Origin of the sequence: Streptococcus sp. 1643, from assembly GCF_006228325.1 — a bacterium.
GTDB lineage: Bacteria > Bacillota > Bacilli > Lactobacillales > Streptococcaceae > Streptococcus.
The window spans coordinates 91,358-107,175 of sequence record NZ_CP040231.1 but is presented as its reverse complement, the minus strand read 5'-3'; the positions used below and the strand labels follow the sequence as shown (position 1 = coordinate 107,175).

The window sequence follows — 15,818 nt, the reverse complement described above, 5'->3', positions numbered from 1 at the left end:
TCTTATTTCTTTAATTCTACCAAATTTTCATTAATTCGGCGATAAATTGTAGTCAAGTCAAGCAAAGTTTCTTCAACAGCTGGTGTGAGTTGGTCTGCTGTCATACGCCATGACCAGTTTCCACCAAGAGTAGATGGGAAGTTCATACGAGCTGACTCATCTAGTTCTAGCAAGTCTTGCATGGTTGCAATAGCCATGAAGCTAACGGATGAAAATACTGTGCGAAGCATTGCGTGTGGCACTGTTTCGTACTCTTTACGGTTCGTGTAACGAGCCATATATTCACGAGTTGGATCGTCGATCTCATTACGGTACCAACCAAGGACTGTATTGTTATCGTGTGTTCCTGTGTACATAACAGAGTTGGCAGGTGCCAAGTGTGGGCTATCGATACTTTCATCTTCTGGGTTGAAGGCGAATTGAAGAATCTTCATTCCTGGGAAGCCAGTGCGTTCACGCAACTCAATGACTTCATCTGTCATGAAACCAAGGTCTTCTGCGATGATGTTTAGCTCACCAAGCTCTTCCTTAACGGCTGCGAAGAGTTTGTACCCTGGACCTTTCACCCATTTACCAGGTGCTGCTGTATCGGAACCAGCAGGAATTTCCCAGTAAGATTCGAAACCGCGGAAGTGGTCGATACGAACGATATCGTAGATCTTGAAGCTTTCGCGCAAGCGTTCAATCCACCATTTGTAACCGTCTTTGTCCATTGCTTCCCAGTCATAGATTGGGTTCCCCCAAAGCTGACCAGTGGCAGAAAACTCATCTGGTGGGCATCCTGCGATGCAAGTTGCTTTACCATTGGCATCTGTCTTGAAGAGATGTGGATTTGCCCACATGTCGCTTGAATCTTCCGCTACATAGATAGGCATGTCCCCAACGATTTCGATGTGGTTGTCGTTAGCGTAAGCTTTCAATTTCAACCATTGTTGGAAGAAGAAGTATTGAGTCACACGGTGGTAAACCAACTTGTCTGCCAATTTCTCACGGTAGCTTTCAAGCGCTGAAGTTTTACGAGCACGAGCGTCTGCATCTGGCCATTCTGTCCAAGCAAGATTGTCAAAATGCTCTTTAATCGCCATATATTCTGCGAAGAGTTCAAGCCATGATTGGTTGTCTTTAGCAAACTTCTCAAAATCTTTGACATCACCCTCTTCCAAGAAACGTTTAACTGCTTTTTCTAAAAGCGGACGACGTGCATAATAAATCTTCGCATAATCAACTTCAGATGCATCGCTACCAAAGTCAACACCTTCAAGGTCACTAGCTTCGAGCAAGCCTTGCTCTACCAAGATATCAAGGTCGATAAAATGCGTATTTCCAGCAAAGGCCGAGAATGATTGGTATGGAGAATCTCCATAGCTTGTTGTCCCAAGAGGGAGAATTTGCCAGTAACGTTGCTTCGTACGAACCAAGAAATCGACGAAATCATAGGCAGTTTGGCCAAATGATCCAATCCCGTATGCTCCTGGTAGAGAAGAGATGTGCATCAACACACCACTTTGACGTTTTTTCATAATAGCACCTCATGTGTTTGTTATAAAACGTTGCGCAATCAAGGCGCAAACGTTTGCGTTAAGTTAAGTATAGCGTATTTTGAACACAAATGCAAGCGTTTTTAAAAAATTTTTTTGAATTATTTTAATCAAACAAAACTTGTTCCCACTGATATTTTATGAAATAAGCGAAAAAAATTTTAAAGATTTTCTGATTTAAGATAATTTATTCCCAATATCTGCTCTATTTTCTGAAAAATCGAGCAAAATTTACGCAATCGTTTCCCTAATATATTTTCCATTCAAGAAAAACAAACATTTTAAGTTCTTTCCTATATAAAGGCTTTAACAAATGTTTGAAACCTTAAAATTTTTTTAAAAAACTTTTTAAAAAAGCTTGCAACCGTTTTCTATTTGTGCTATACTAGGCTCATAAAAGAAAACGTTTGCGTTTTCTAAATAAATTATACTGTTATTCTTTAGGAGGAATACACTATGTCATCTAAATTCATGAAGAGCGCTGCTGTGCTCGGAACTGCTACTCTTGCTAGCTTACTTTTGGTAGCTTGCGGAAGCAAAACTGCTGATAAAGCAGCTGATGCTAGCTCATCTGAAGCAAAAGAAATCACTTTCTACGTTGAAGACCAATACAAAGCCTACGCTGAAAAAGTTGCTGCAGCTTATGAAAAAGAATCAGGTACAAAAGTTAACATCAAATCAGGTGACCAACTTGGTGGACTTGACAAACTTTCTCTTGACAACCAATCAGGTCAAGCTGCTGACGTTATGATGGCACCATACGACCGCGTAGGTAGCCTTGGTACTGACGGACAACTTTCAGAAGTTACTTTGAGCGACGGCGCTAAAACAGATGATAAGACTAAATCTCTTGTAACAGCTGCTGACGGTAAAGTTTACGGTGCTCCTGCCGTTATTGAGTCACTTGTTATGTACTACAACAAAGACTTGCTAAAAGAAGCTCCAAAAACTTTTGCTGAATTAGAAGAACTTGCTAAAGACAGCAAATACGCTTTCGCTGGTGAAGATGGCAAAACTACTGCATTCCTAGCTGACTGGACAAACTTCTACTACGCATACGGACTTCTTGCTGGTAACGGTGGTTACGTATTCGGACAAAACGGTAAAGACGCTAAAGACATCGGTCTTGCAAACGACGGTTCTATCACTGGTGTCAACTACGCTAAATCTTGGTACGAAAAATGGCCTAAAGGGATGCAAGATACTGAAGGTGCTGCAAACTTGATCCAAACTCAATTCCAAGAAGGTAAAACAGCTGCTATCATCGACGGTCCTTGGAAAGCTCAAGCATTCAAAGATGCTAAAGTAAACTACGGTGTTGCTACTATTCCAACTCTTCCAAATGGTAAAGAATACACACCATTCGGTGGTGGTAAAGCTTGGATCATCCCATCAAGCACTAAGAACCTTGAAGCTGCACAAAAATTTGTAGACTTCCTTGTTTCAACTGAACAACAAAAAGCATTCTACGATGCAACTAACGAAATCCCAGCTAACACTGAAGCTCGTTCATACGCTGAAGGTAAAAACGATGAGTTGACAACAGCTGTTATCAAACAGTTCAAGAACGCTCAACCAATGCCAAACATTTCTCAAATGTCAGCTGTTTGGGATCCAGCTAAAACAATGCTCTTTGACGCTGTAAGTGGTAAAAAAGATGCTAAGACAGCTGCTAACGATGCTGTAACATTGATCAAAGAAACAATCAAACAAAAATTTGGTGAATAATTGAATTCGTTACAAGGGGGGGGAGAATACAAATCCCCCTTTGATTTTATAAATTTACGAATGATTGCAGTTGCCTATCTAGTGATTGGAGACAAACTTCAATCTCGTATCCTATGAAAGGAGTATTCATGGAAAACCAACAACCTAGCAAAGCAGCCTTGCTTTCAGTGATTCCTGGGTTAGGACAGATTTACAATAAACAAAAGGCCAAAGGTTTTATCTTCCTTGGTGTAACTATCGTATTTGTTCTTTATTTCCTAGCACTTGCAGCCCCTGAATTGCACAATTTGATTACTCTTGGTGACAAGCCAGGTCGTGATAATTCCCTCTTTATGCTGATTCGTGGTGCCTTCCATTTAATCTTTGTAGTCGTTTATGTGCTCTTTTATTTCTCAAATATTAAAGATGCACATACAATCGCAAAACGTATTAACAATGGAATTCCTGTCCCACGTACTTTTAAAGATATGATCAAAGGTATTTATGAGAATGGTTTCCCTTACCTCTTGATCATCCCATCTTACGTCGCTATGACATTTGCGATTATCTTCCCAGTTATCGTAACCTTGATGATTGCCTTTACCAACTATGACTTCCAACACTTGCCACCAAACAAATTGTTGGACTGGGTTGGTTTGACTAACTTTACAAACATCTGGAGCTTAAGTACCTTCCGTTCAGCCTTCGGTGCGGTTCTTTCTTGGACCATCATCTGGGCCTTGTCTGCTTCTACTTTGCAGATTGTGATTGGTATCTTCACAGCAATCATTGCTAACCAACCATTTATCAAAGGAAAACGTATCTTTGGTGTTATTTTCCTTCTTCCTTGGGCTGTTCCAGCCTTCATCACTATCTTGACATTCTCAAACATGTTTAACGATAGTGTTGGTGCCATCAATACGCAAGTCTTGCCTCTTTTGTCTAAGGTTCTTCCTTTCCTTGATGGTGCTCTTATCCCTTGGAAAACAGACCCAACTTGGACGAAGATTGCCTTGATTATGATGCAAGGTTGGCTAGGATTCCCATACATCTACGTTTTGACTTTGGGTATCTTGCAGTCAATCCCTAACGACCTCTACGAAGCGGCTTACATCGATGGTGCCAATGCTTGGCAAAAATTCCGCAACATCACTTTCCCTATGATTTTGGCTGTTGCAGCTCCAACATTGATCAGCCAATACACCTTCAACTTTAACAACTTCTCTATCATGTACCTCTTCAACGGCGGAGGTCCTGGTAGCGTTGGTGGTGGAGCCGGTTCAACTGATATCTTGATCTCATGGATTTATCGCTTGACAACAGGTACATCTCCTCAATACTCTATGGCGGCAGCTGTTACCTTGATCATCTCTATCATTGTCATCTCTATCTCTATGATCGCATTCAAGAAACTACACGCATTTGATATGGAGGACGTCTAAGATGAATAACTCAATCAAACTCAAACGTAGACTGACTCAAACCCTCACTTACCTCTACTTGATTGGTCTTTCAATCGTGATTATCTATCCACTTTTGATTACTATTATGTCAGCCTTCAAGACTGGTAACGTCGTAGCTTTTAAACTAGATGCTAACGTCGACTTTAGCTTTGCCAACTTCCAAGGGCTCTTCACTGAAACCTTGTACGGCACTTGGTATCTCAATACCTTGATTATCGCCTTGATTACAATGGCTGTTCAAACAAGTATCATCGTACTTGCTGGTTATGCCTACAGCCGTTACAACTTCTTGGCTCGTAAACAAAGTTTGGTCTTCTTCTTGATTATCCAAATGGTGCCAACTATGGCCGCTTTGACAGCCTTCTTCGTTATGGCCCTTATGTTGAATGCCCTTAACCAAAGCTGGTTCCTCATCTTCCTATATGTCGGTGGTGGTATCCCGATGAATGCTTGGTTGATGAAAGGCTACTTCGACACAGTACCGATGTCTCTTGATGAATCAGCAAAACTAGATGGTGCAGGACACTTCCGTCGCTTCTGGCAAATTGTTCTCCCACTCGTTCGCCCAATGGTTGCAGTACAAGCGCTCTGGGCCTTCATGGGACCTTTCGGAGACTATATCCTCTCTAGTTTCTTGCTTCGTGAGAAAGAATACTTTACAGTTGCCGTTGGTCTACAGACCTTTGTCAGCAATGTGAAAAACTTGAAGATTGCCTACTTCTCAGCAGGTGCTATCCTCATCGCCCTTCCAATCTGTATTCTCTTCTTCTTCCTACAAAAGAACTTTGTTTCAGGACTTACAAGTGGTGGCGACAAGGGATAATTTATCCCCGCCACCCTTTTTCATTTTATACTCTTCGAAAATCAAATTCAAACCACGTCAGCTTCGCCTTGCCGTAGATATATGTAACTGACTTCGTCAGTCTTATCTACAACCTCAAAGCAGTGCTTTGAGCAACCTGCGGCTAGCTTCCTAGTTTGCTCTTTGATTTTCATTGAGTATTAGAGCTTGTGACTATAAAACTATTCTTGAAGCAAGCAATTTATCTCCTAGACTTGAAATAAAGCACATTTCTCTATATAATAATACTCATATAGAAAACACTTTTAGAAAGATGCCTATGCTTCCATATCCATTCTCGTATTTCTCTAGTATCTGGGGATTTCGCAAACCCCTATCAAAACGTTTCGGCCTCAACTGGTTTCAGCTTCTCTTTACGAGCATTTTCCTCATCAGTTTGTCTATGGTTCCGATCGCCATTCAAAACAGCTCACAGGAAACGTATCCACTGGATACCTTTATCGATAATGTCTACACTCCACTGACAGATGAAGCCATCATGGACTTGTCAGAGAATGCACAAATCGTTGATGGAAAGCTGAACTACTCAGGTACGAAGAATCAGCAGCCTTCTCTTTTGATTGGCCCGAGCCAAAGCAAGGAATTGCCAAAGGACTTGCAACTTCATTTTGATACGGAAGAACTCGTCATCAGCAAGGAAAGTAAGGAACTGACTCGCATTCGCTACCACGCGATTCAAACGGAGAGTTTCCAGAGTAAGGAAGATCTAACCCAAGCCATTTCTAAAGATTGGTACCAACAAAATCGGGTCTATATCAGTCTCTTTCTCGTTCTTGGTGCTAGCTTCCTCTTTGGATTGAATTTCTTCATTGTCTCTCTTGGAGCTAGTCTCCTCCTTTATATCACCAAAAAATCACGCCTCTTTTCATTTAGGAGCTTTAAAGAGTGCTACCATTTTATCTTGAACTGTTTAGGATTACCAACTTTGATTACGCTTATTTTGGGACTTTTTGGCCAAAATATGACAACCCTTATCACTGTACAAAACATTCTTTTTGTTCTTTATCTGGTCACCATCTTTTATAAAACACATTACCGCGATCCAGATTATCATAAATAGGAGATTTTTATGCCCGTTACGATTAAAGATGTGGCCAAGGCTGCAGGTGTCTCACCTTCAACTGTAACCCGCGTTATTCAAAACAAATCAACGATTAGTGATGAAACCAAAAAACGAGTTCGCAAGGCAATGAAAGAGCTCAACTACCATCCCAATCTCAATGCTCGTAGCTTGGTAAGTAGCTATACTCAAGTTATCGGCTTGGTGCTCCCTGACGACTCGGATGCCTTCTACCAAAATCCTTTCTTTCCATCTGTCCTACGAGGGATCGCCCAAGTCGCGTCTGAAAACCACTACGCTATTCAGATTGCAACGGGGAAAGATGAGAAAGAACGTCTCAATGCGATTTCTCAGATGGTTTATGGTAAACGTGTTGACGGTTTGATTTTCCTCTACGCCGAGGAAGAAGACCCTCTGGTCAAGCTAGTAGCCGATGAGCAATTCCCTTTCCTCATTCTCGGAAAATCAACTTCACCCTTTATCCCTCTTGTTGATAATGACAATGTACAGGCGGGCTTTGATGCGACAGAGTATTTCATCAAAAAAGGATGCAAACGAATTGCCTTTATCGGGGGTACAAAGCGACTCTTCGTAACCCAAGATCGTCTAACTGGCTATGAGTCCGCACTCAAACAACACCAACTTCCGATTGATACCAACTTAACCTACTTTGCGACCGAATTTCTAGAAGAAAAAGGGTATCAATTCAGCGAACTCCTGTTCAATCACGATCCACAGATTGACGCTATCATCACAACCGATAGTCTCCTTGCAGAAGGGGTTTGTGACTACATCAGTAAACACCAATTAAATGTTCCTGTCTTGAGTTTTGACTCTGTCAATCCTCGACTCGACCTAGTAGCCTATGTTGACATCAATAGTCTGGAACTTGGACGAACATCATTTGAAACGATTTTACAGATTATCAATGACGCGAAAAATAATAGACAGATTTGTTACCGTCAGTTGATTGCCCACAAAATCATCGAAAAATAAAAACCAGCTCCAGAGCTGGTTTTTTTAGTCATGATACTCAATGAAAATCAAAGAGCAAACTAGGAAGCTAGCCGCAGGTTGCTCAAAGCACTGCTTTGAGGTTGTAGATAAGACTGACGAAGTCAGTCACATAAATAATCCAAGGCGACGCTGACGTGGTTTGAAGAGATTTTCGAAGAGTATTAATTGTCTGTTTCTACGAATCGTCCTAGGATGTGGACATTTTCGGATACAGAGACAAAGGCTGTCGGATCAACCTGTTTCATGATGTGTTTAAAATCATTAAACTCTGCTCGTGTGATAACCGTAATCAAGACTGCTTTTCTCTCATGATTATAGGTTCCTTCTGCATCGTGGATCATAGTTGCTCCGCGGTGCAATTTTTTATGGATTTTTGCAATTACTTTATCAGGATTATTGGTCACAATCATGGCCTGCATGCGTTTTTGCTTGGTAAAGACCGCGTCTGTCACACGACTGGAGACAAAGATGGTAATCATGGAGTAGAGAGCGTATTTCCAACCAAAGGTCAAACCTGCTATCAGCATAATCGTCCCATTCACTAAGAAAGAAATACTACCGACATTTCTCCCTGTTTTCTTTCGAATGGTCAGACTAACGATATCTGTACCTCCGCTAGAAATATTGTTACGGAGCGCAAAACCAATCCCCAAGCCCATGACAACACCCCCAAAAAGGGCATTGATAATGGGATCCTCTGTCAAGGTCACAACTGGCACAAGCTGGATAAAGAGGGAACTCATGGATACTGTGATAAAGGTAAAGATTGTAAACTTATGCCCAATCTGATACCAAGCCAAAATCATCAACGGAAAATTGATAGCATAAAAGGTTAGCGATATCGGAATGTAAAAACCAAACCAGTGATTACTCAAGGCAGAGATAATCTGTGCCAGACCCGTCGCCCCACTGGAGTAAACGTGTCCTGGTTGAAAAAAGAAATTGACTGCTACTGCTGACAAAAAGCCATAAACCAGAGAGGCTGATATCTTCTCATCATATTTTTCCTTAGAGATGCTTTGTAAGACACGTAAAATTTTTATCTGATAAGCAAAGCGGCGCAGATAATAGCGCCACCGCTTAATTCGTTTTGCTTGTTTCATCTTCTTCTACTTGTAAGCTGAGTTCCTCTAGTTGTTTGAAAGCGACTGTTGAAGGAGCTTGTGTCATTGGGTCGGTTGCCTTGTTATTCTTAGGAAAGGCAATGACTTCACGGATATTTTCTTCTCCTGCTAAGAGCATCACAAAACGGTCAAGACCGATAGCCAAACCACCGTGTGGTGGGAAACCATAGTCCATGGCTTCAAGAAGGAAACCAAACTGGTCATTGGCTTCTTCAGCTGAGAAACCAAGAGCCTTGAACATGCGTTCTTGAAGGTCTTTTTGGTTGATACGAAGGCTACCACCACCAAGCTCATAACCGTTCAAGACGATATCATAAGCAATGGCACGAACCTTAGCCAAATCACCTTCTAATTCGTGAGCTGTTTCTTCCTGTGGAAGAGTGAACGGATGGTGGGCGCTCATGTAGCGACCTTCTTCTTCAGACCATTCAAACATTGGCCAGTCAACTACCCAAAGGAAGTTGAATTTATCGTTATCAATCAAGCCAAGCTCTTTGGCGATACGGCCACGAAGGGCGCCTAGTGTTGCATTGGCCACTTCAAGCGTATCCGCCACAAATAGAACCAAATCCTTATCTTCAAGACCAAGTGCTGCAGTCAATTCTGCTTGGATACCAGTTAAGAACTTGGCAACTGGTCCATTTAATTCTCCATCAACCACTTTGACCCAAGCAAGACCTTTGGCACCATATTGTTTGGCTACTTCAGTCATCTTGTCAATGTCTTTACGTGAGTAGTTGTCTGCAGCTCCTTTGACTACAATGGCTTTAACGGCAGGTGCTTCTGAAAAGACTTTGAAATCAACACCTCTAACCACTTCTGTCAAGTCCTGAAGCAACATATCAAAACGAGTATCAGGTTTGTCAGAACCGTAAAGAGCCATCGCGTCATCATACTTCATACGAGGAAATGGAAGAGTTACTTCGATGCCTTTTGTTTCCTTCATCACGCGCGCAATCAATCCTTCTGTAATATCTTGGATTTCTTGCTCACTAAGGAATGACGTTTCCAAGTCGACCTGGGTAAACTCAGGCTGACGGTCTCCACGCAAGTCTTCATCACGGAAACATTTGACGATTTGGTAATAGCGGTCGAAGCCAGCATTCATCAAGAGCTGTTTGGTGATTTGTGGGCTCTGAGGAAGAGCGTAGAAATGCCCTTTATTGACACGAGATGGCACCAAATAGTCACGCGCCCCTTCTGGCGTTGATTTAGAAAGGAATGGCGTCTCCACATCGATAAACTCCAACTCATCCAAGTAGTTACGGATAGAGTGGGTCACCTTAGCACGAAGCTTAAGGTTTTCTAGCATTTCTGGACGACGAAGGTCAAGGTAACGGTAACGCAAACGTGTATCGTCATTGGCCTCAATCCCATCTTTAATCTCAAAAGGTGTTGTTTTAGCTGTATTAAGCACAGTCAAAGCTGTCACATTCAACTCAACCGCACCAGTAGGCAATTTATCATTTGCCTGTTCACGCGCAGCGACTTGACCAGTCAGCTCAATGACAAATTCGCTACGAAGGCTTTCAGCTGTTGCCATAACCTCTGCAGATACTTTTTCAGGGTTGATAACCAACTGCATGATTCCTTCACGGTCACGAAGGTCGATAAAGATTAAACCACCCAAGTCACGACGACGGCCAACCCATCCTTTCAAAGTAATTTCTTGTCCGATGTGCTCCTCACGAACACGACCAGCATACATACTACGTTTCATGTTTTCTCTCCTCTTTTATTCTGTTACTATTTTACCATAAAAGCGCAGGCTCTTCATGAAAATCAGCAGAAAAGTTTGATTGTCTTTAGAAATCAAAACGAACAGACAAAAAATCCGATGAAAACGTCATCGGATTCTCTGATTATGATTCTTAACCTTTTTTACGCTTTTCAGCAATCTCAGCTGCCTTTTTAGGTAGAACAATCTCCGTCGCATAAGCTGTCGCAAAACGCAAGACACCTGCAATAGGCGCAAAGACAACCGCTAGATAGTTGTAAAAGAAGTCGCCTTTAAAGGCATAGGCAAGTGCCCCGATGATAAAGAAGAGAACGACCGCCTGTATCACTGCTAATAAAATTACTCGTTTCATGTGACCTCCTGACTCTATTATAGCATGAGTATCATCAAAAAGCCGATTAAATTATTCAAAGCGTGGAGAGAAATGCTGTAAAGAAGACCTTTTCGGTTCACATAAGCTAGACCCAAACTCAATCCCAGACTGGCATAAACTAAAAACTGTTGCAAAGTCCCTGGAAAATGAATCAAGGCAAAAAGCACACTCGATACGAGGAGAAACAGAGCTGTCTGTTTGCCGTTGTTCTGCTTAGGAAAGAGATAGCGCGCTAACATCCCTCTAAAGATGAGTTCTTCCGTCAGAGGAGCAAAGACCACTACCATAAAGAAACCAAATACAGGCTGAGCCACTGTCAGTTGAGATACGATTTGTTGATTGACTGACGGATCTTCTGGCAAAAAGAACTGGGCTGTAATCGCCACTAGCAAAACCAGAGTAGGCAACCAAATATAACGATTAAAAATCGTCGTCTGGATGCTAACCTTTTCTGTCTGATACCATCTGTAAACTCCATAAACATAGGCCCCTGACAGGACGATATAGAGTGGCAAGACTCCAAAGATCGAAGCCCCTAGTCCAAGAGCTGACAGCGCCGTACTCTGAACCAAACCATAGCCAAAGAAAAAGGATAGAACAGCTAGAAGAAACCAGCCAAGATTTTTAAGTAATTTCATAAAAGACTCCTATTTGAAATAACGTTTTACCATAGGTAATTGCATCACATTGATATAAATATGGATCGCTCCTACAAGCAAGAAGGCTAGTAACTGAATCTCTCCTGTCAGTAAGGAAAAGAGAACGATTAGAAAATAGAGAGTTGGCAGGACATACTGGTTTAATTGGAATAAAATTCGAAAACTCTGTTCTAAATTAGCCTTGCGCTCCCCTTCATCGTAGGAGTTTATATAGTCCAAGACATCTTTTGGTGTAGAGAAGAATTCCAAATCAAACTGACGAACGATCGCAATGGTCTTATAGAGATATTTTTGAGCACTGAAAATCATCACTAATGCCAAAAAAGAAAGAGATAAGGTTATATAGCTGATATTTAGTACAATTACTTCACTACCTGAGATGAAAAGAGCCAAAAAAATCGCTACGCCTGCACTATTAAAAGCAATAGTTCCAAACTCGAGATTACGATACATTTGTACATAATAGGTTTCATTCAGATCATCATCCATTTCCTCTTGATACAAGGAGTGAAATTTTCTGCTTTTCTTTAAGAAATCGAAAGTCAAAAACATACTAATGAAACCTAACAGTAAACAAATAGATGATATCCATGGAATCACGATTTTGACATCTAAAATGGTTCCATAGTTTTCGGTATAGGCCTTAAACATCCCTGCAAACATGCCCAAGAAGCCTCCCAAGATCAAAGCCATTAAAAATAACAATCCACGTTTCTTTTTCATATTCATCCTCTTTCTAAACTAATCCAACCAACCATTGACCAAAGGCTTTACCTGATTCAAAAATAGCTGTCAAGCCTTCTGTTCCAAGTGACACCAAAATCAAACAAACAGCAAGTAAGAGAATAGCTTGGTTTCTAGCTTTTTTTGCTCCATCCCCCAAGGGTTCATTGCCAAGCCAACCTGCTAGATAAGCATAGGCTGTAACTGTTAAAATACCAATCTCTGTAGAAGAGAGAAACAACAAAACTGTCACCAAACGAACGATATTGGCTTGAATGTTAAAATAATTTCCTAAACCTGCACAAACACCTGCAAGTGCTTTGTGTTCAGTATCGACTTGAAAACCCGCTGAAAACTCTTTCATAACTTTTCTCCTTTTACAATCTCTTTAAACTTTATCTTTCTCTCTACCCATCTAAAGACTAATAGTAAAACTATGTTAATCCAGAAGAGGTATTTACTTTCAACAATTGTAAACCAACCAAATAGGCTTCCAATCATAGCAAAGATATTTGCAATAAATACAAGAATACTAACGTAATAAATCACTTTATACTTGTTCATCACTCATCCTCCTCTAAGCGAAAGACCGACTCGACCGGCTCATGAAAGATCTGAGCAATCTTTAAAGCAATGACGATGGATGGCGTGTACTCATCCCGTTCTAGCAAACTGATGGTCTGCCTGGACACGCCAGCTAGTTTGGCCAGCTCAGTTTGATTCAGACCATCGCGAGCCCGAAGCTCTTTTAGACGATTTTTTAGCATGCCTTTTTTCTCCTTTGTTCTTTATCTTGATTTCATTGTAACATATCTTTTTATTTTTGACAATCATATTTGTCAAAAAGTTTAAGATTTTTGTCATTTTGCAAAAGAAAAAGGTCAGGAATGGTTCCTGACCAGTTTTTCTACTATTAAAATCCTAGTTTTTCAAAGATTTCTGAGAAGTTTTGGCTGATGGTCTCAAGTGACACTTGAACTTCTTCTCGAGTTTGGTTGTTCTTAACTGTCACTTGTCCGCTTTCGACTTCGCTCTCTCCGAGAGTGATGAGGGTCTTAGCAGCAAAGACATCGGCTGACTTGAACTGTGCTTTGAGTTTACGGTTGAGGTAGTCACGTTCTGCTTTGAATCCTTGTTGGCGAAGGACTTGTACCAATTCCAAGGCCTTAACATTTGCTTCTTCACCCAAGACTGCGATATAGACATCTAGGGCGTTTTCGATAGGGAGAGCCACACCTTGCTTTTCAAGGATGAGAAGCAGGCGCTCTACACCAAGTCCAAAACCAAACCCAGCAGTTTCAGGACCACCAAAGTAAGCAACCAAACCATCGTAACGACCACCCGCACAGACTGTCAAATCATTGCCCTCAATCTCAGTGATAAACTCGAAAATGGTGTGGTTATAGTAGTCCAGACCGCGCACCATATTGGTATCGATGATATAGTCTACACCCAGATTTTCTAACATCTGACGGACAGCATCAAAATGAGCTTGGCTTTCTTCATCAAGGAAGTCCAAGATAGACGGCGCATTCTCTACTGCCACCTTGTCTTCTTTTTCCTTAGAGTCCAAGACACGGAGAGGATTTTCCTCCAAACGACGTTGGCTATCCTTCGACAAGGTCTCCTTGAGCGGTGTCAAATAGTCAATCAAGGCTTGACGGTAAGCTGCACGGCTCTCAGGATTTCCAAGCGTATTGAGGTGCAATTTGACACCTTGGATGCCGATTTCTTTCAAGAAATGAGCCGCCATAGCGATGGTTTCCACATCGGTAGCTGGATTACTAGAGCCAAAGCACTCGACACCAATCTGGTAGAACTGGCGCAAACGACCTGCTTGTGGACGCTCATAACGGAACATAGGGCCCATGTAATAGAACTTACTTGGCTTTTGCACTTCTGGGGCGAAGAGTTTATTTTCCACATAAGAACGGACAACGGGCGCAGTTCCTTCTGGACGAAGAGTGATATGGCGGTCTCCCTTATCGTAAAAGTCGTACATTTCCTTGGTTACGATATCAGTTGTGTCCCCGACAGAACGGCTGATGACCTCGTAATGCTCAAAAATAGGCGTACGCACTTCCGCATAGTTATAGCGCTTGAAAATTTCACGGGCAAAGCCTTCAACGTACTGCCACTTGGCAGACTCAGCAGGTAAAATATCCTGCGTTCCTTTTGGTTTTTGTAATTTCATAGGGAATCCTCTTTAAACTTAATAGTCTTATTTTACCATAAATAGAGGGATTAAAACAGTATGAATAAAATTAGGATTCAAATATCATTTTTGAGATTAATAACTGTCAAAAGAATAGCTAGCAAGGAAAGACCAACAAATAGCATCCAAGTCAACTGTATATTCCATACAGCTATAAGTGAAAAACAAGCTGTTCCCACAGGTATGGATAAGGTAAACAATAAACCTAAAAAATTACTGGTACGAGCTAGAACATCTGGAGCTAGATTTTTCATGAGCATGGCACTAATCTTTGGTTGAACTTTACCAGACACATACAGAGTTGAATAGAGAAATAGTAAACCAAGTACGACTTGATTGAATACATTAGCTAGACCAATTAGACTGAGTCCTACGGTCGCCCACATCATCAATCTAGGCAAAGACTGCTTCCCAAAATAATCATTGCCCGTAAGGCTACTGATGATGATTGCTACTAAAACACAGAATTGATTGATAAATAGTGCCTCTGTGTAAGAAAAATTCAAGAGAGAATGGCTCAAAAAGAAGATGTTATAGATGCTTCCTAAAGCCCCACCTAAGGCATTAATAAGCAAGACAGCAAAGATCATGAAACCAAAGTTTTTCTGTCCACCTTTAAGAAAAACGAGACGTAAATTTCGGTAAATTGTTAGGAACTGGTCTTTGATAGAAAGCTTCTCATTTTTTAGGGTTTCACCATCAGCAGATGACATTGACAGACTCAATTTGGTTTTTCCTAAAAAGAGAATAAAGGCTGATACTAGGAAAAAGCAGGCATTGATTCCCGCAACAAGGGAAAAATTGTTGACCGATAGACCTAAGAGCCAAACTCCAAAAGCTTGACCACCAATAGCTGAAATATATGTGATAAACTGGGAAAAAGAATAAGCTTCCATCAGATCCTCTTCAGCTACTTTTTCCTTAACGAGAGGCATTCGCAAACCACCAGCAAAATCACTGATCACATCACTGATGACATTGATCAAACACAGGCTAGAAAAGGCAAAGAGACTAGCTTGCTGAACAACCAGGGCTGCCAGAAAAAATAAAACTGCCTGAAACAAACCGCTATAGACCATCCATTTGACCTTGTCCCTTGTGTAATCTGCCCGAATCCCTACAAAAACTGTAAAGAGAGTCGGAAGAATCATGACAATATTCGCCATAGCAACAGCAAAAGAGGCTTGTGGCAAGGTCGATGCATAAACGATAAATACCAGGTTAAAAATCGAAGCACCAAAGGCATTGAAGAAGCGCGACAAAGTCAAGAGTCGATAAGCTTGATTTCTAAACAATAGTTTCATAGGTAATCTCCCTTCTTGTTATAATCCCTATATGA

At 41.3% G+C, this 15,818-nt stretch carries 16 protein-coding genes; 5 read left to right on the top strand and 11 right to left on the bottom strand.

What is annotated here, in order from left to right:
- Nucleotides 1-2 precede the first annotated feature (2 nt).
- The gene (malQ, locus tag FD735_RS00600; RefSeq protein ID WP_139658244.1) at nt 3-1,520 is read right to left on the bottom strand and encodes a 4-alpha-glucanotransferase; all 1,518 of its coding nucleotides are present in this window, start codon (nt 1,518-1,520) and stop codon (nt 3-5) included.
- Nucleotides 1,521-1,994: 474 nt separating this feature from the next.
- Between malQ and FD735_RS00595 the strand changes: the two genes are divergently transcribed.
- The 5 genes from FD735_RS00595 to FD735_RS00575 all read left to right on the top strand — a co-directional run bounded on the left by FD735_RS00595 (nt 1,995) and on the right by FD735_RS00575 (nt 7,626).
- Nucleotides 1,995-3,266, top strand: coding sequence for an extracellular solute-binding protein (locus FD735_RS00595; protein ID WP_049478390.1), 1,272 nt, complete (start codon nt 1,995-1,997; stop codon nt 3,264-3,266).
- A gap of 128 nt (nt 3,267-3,394) precedes the next feature.
- The gene (locus FD735_RS00590) at nt 3,395-4,687 is read left to right on the top strand and encodes a carbohydrate ABC transporter permease (protein ID WP_000431415.1); all 1,293 of its coding nucleotides are present in this window, start codon (nt 3,395-3,397) and stop codon (nt 4,685-4,687) included.
- 1 nt (nt 4,688) lies between these two features.
- Nucleotides 4,689-5,531 (top strand): sugar ABC transporter permease, encoded by an 843-nt coding sequence (locus tag FD735_RS00585; protein ID WP_001065656.1) that lies wholly within the window; start codon nt 4,689-4,691, stop codon nt 5,529-5,531.
- Nucleotides 5,532-5,829: 298 nt separating this feature from the next.
- Complete coding sequence (locus FD735_RS00580; protein ID WP_042768224.1) at nt 5,830-6,630, top strand: DUF1189 domain-containing protein; 801 nt, start codon at nt 5,830-5,832, stop codon at nt 6,628-6,630.
- Nucleotides 6,631-6,639: 9 nt separating this feature from the next.
- On the top strand, nt 6,640-7,626 hold the full coding sequence (locus FD735_RS00575) for a LacI family DNA-binding transcriptional regulator (protein ID WP_042768223.1): 987 nt from the start codon (nt 6,640-6,642) through the stop codon (nt 7,624-7,626).
- A gap of 182 nt (nt 7,627-7,808) precedes the next feature.
- Here FD735_RS00575 and FD735_RS00570 read toward each other — a convergent pair whose 3' ends face one another.
- The 10 genes from FD735_RS00570 to FD735_RS00525 form a co-directional block, all read right to left on the bottom strand.
- Nucleotides 7,809-8,750, bottom strand: a complete 942-nt coding sequence (locus FD735_RS00570) for a YitT family protein (RefSeq protein ID WP_125441647.1) — start codon at nt 8,748-8,750, stop codon at nt 7,809-7,811.
- Nucleotides 8,728-10,491, bottom strand: coding sequence for an aspartate--tRNA ligase (gene aspS, locus FD735_RS00565; RefSeq protein ID WP_125441646.1), 1,764 nt, complete (start codon nt 10,489-10,491; stop codon nt 8,728-8,730). The genes FD735_RS00570 and aspS overlap by 23 nt, the downstream gene beginning before the upstream one ends.
- Before the next feature lie 151 nt (nt 10,492-10,642).
- Complete coding sequence (locus FD735_RS00560) at nt 10,643-10,861, bottom strand: hypothetical protein (protein WP_000832178.1); 219 nt, start codon at nt 10,859-10,861, stop codon at nt 10,643-10,645.
- A gap of 17 nt (nt 10,862-10,878) precedes the next feature.
- On the bottom strand, nt 10,879-11,520 hold the full coding sequence (locus FD735_RS00555) for a CPBP family intramembrane glutamic endopeptidase (protein WP_139658243.1): 642 nt from the start codon (nt 11,518-11,520) through the stop codon (nt 10,879-10,881).
- 9 nt (nt 11,521-11,529) lie between these two features.
- On the bottom strand, nt 11,530-12,264 hold the full coding sequence (locus FD735_RS00550) for a DUF3169 family protein (protein ID WP_000730199.1): 735 nt from the start codon (nt 12,262-12,264) through the stop codon (nt 11,530-11,532).
- 13 nt (nt 12,265-12,277) lie between these two features.
- Complete coding sequence (locus FD735_RS00545) at nt 12,278-12,628, bottom strand: PspC domain-containing protein (protein WP_000657787.1); 351 nt, start codon at nt 12,626-12,628, stop codon at nt 12,278-12,280.
- A complete protein-coding gene (locus FD735_RS00540) occupies nt 12,625-12,828 on the bottom strand; it encodes a hypothetical protein (protein WP_139658242.1) in 204 nt (67 codons plus the stop codon). The genes FD735_RS00545 and FD735_RS00540 overlap by 4 nt, the downstream gene beginning before the upstream one ends.
- Nucleotides 12,828-13,031, bottom strand: coding sequence for a helix-turn-helix transcriptional regulator (locus FD735_RS00535; protein ID WP_000916944.1), 204 nt, complete (start codon nt 13,029-13,031; stop codon nt 12,828-12,830). The genes FD735_RS00540 and FD735_RS00535 overlap by 1 nt, the downstream gene beginning before the upstream one ends.
- Nucleotides 13,032-13,177: 146 nt before the next feature.
- A complete protein-coding gene (gene hisS, locus FD735_RS00530; protein WP_129313745.1) occupies nt 13,178-14,458 on the bottom strand; it encodes a histidine--tRNA ligase in 1,281 nt (426 codons plus the stop codon).
- A 77-nt stretch (nt 14,459-14,535) separates the two neighbouring features.
- Nucleotides 14,536-15,783: an MFS transporter gene (locus tag FD735_RS00525; RefSeq protein WP_139658241.1), complete on the bottom strand. Its 1,248-nt coding sequence runs from the start codon at nt 15,781-15,783 to the stop codon at nt 14,536-14,538.
- Nucleotides 15,784-15,818 lie beyond the last annotated feature (35 nt).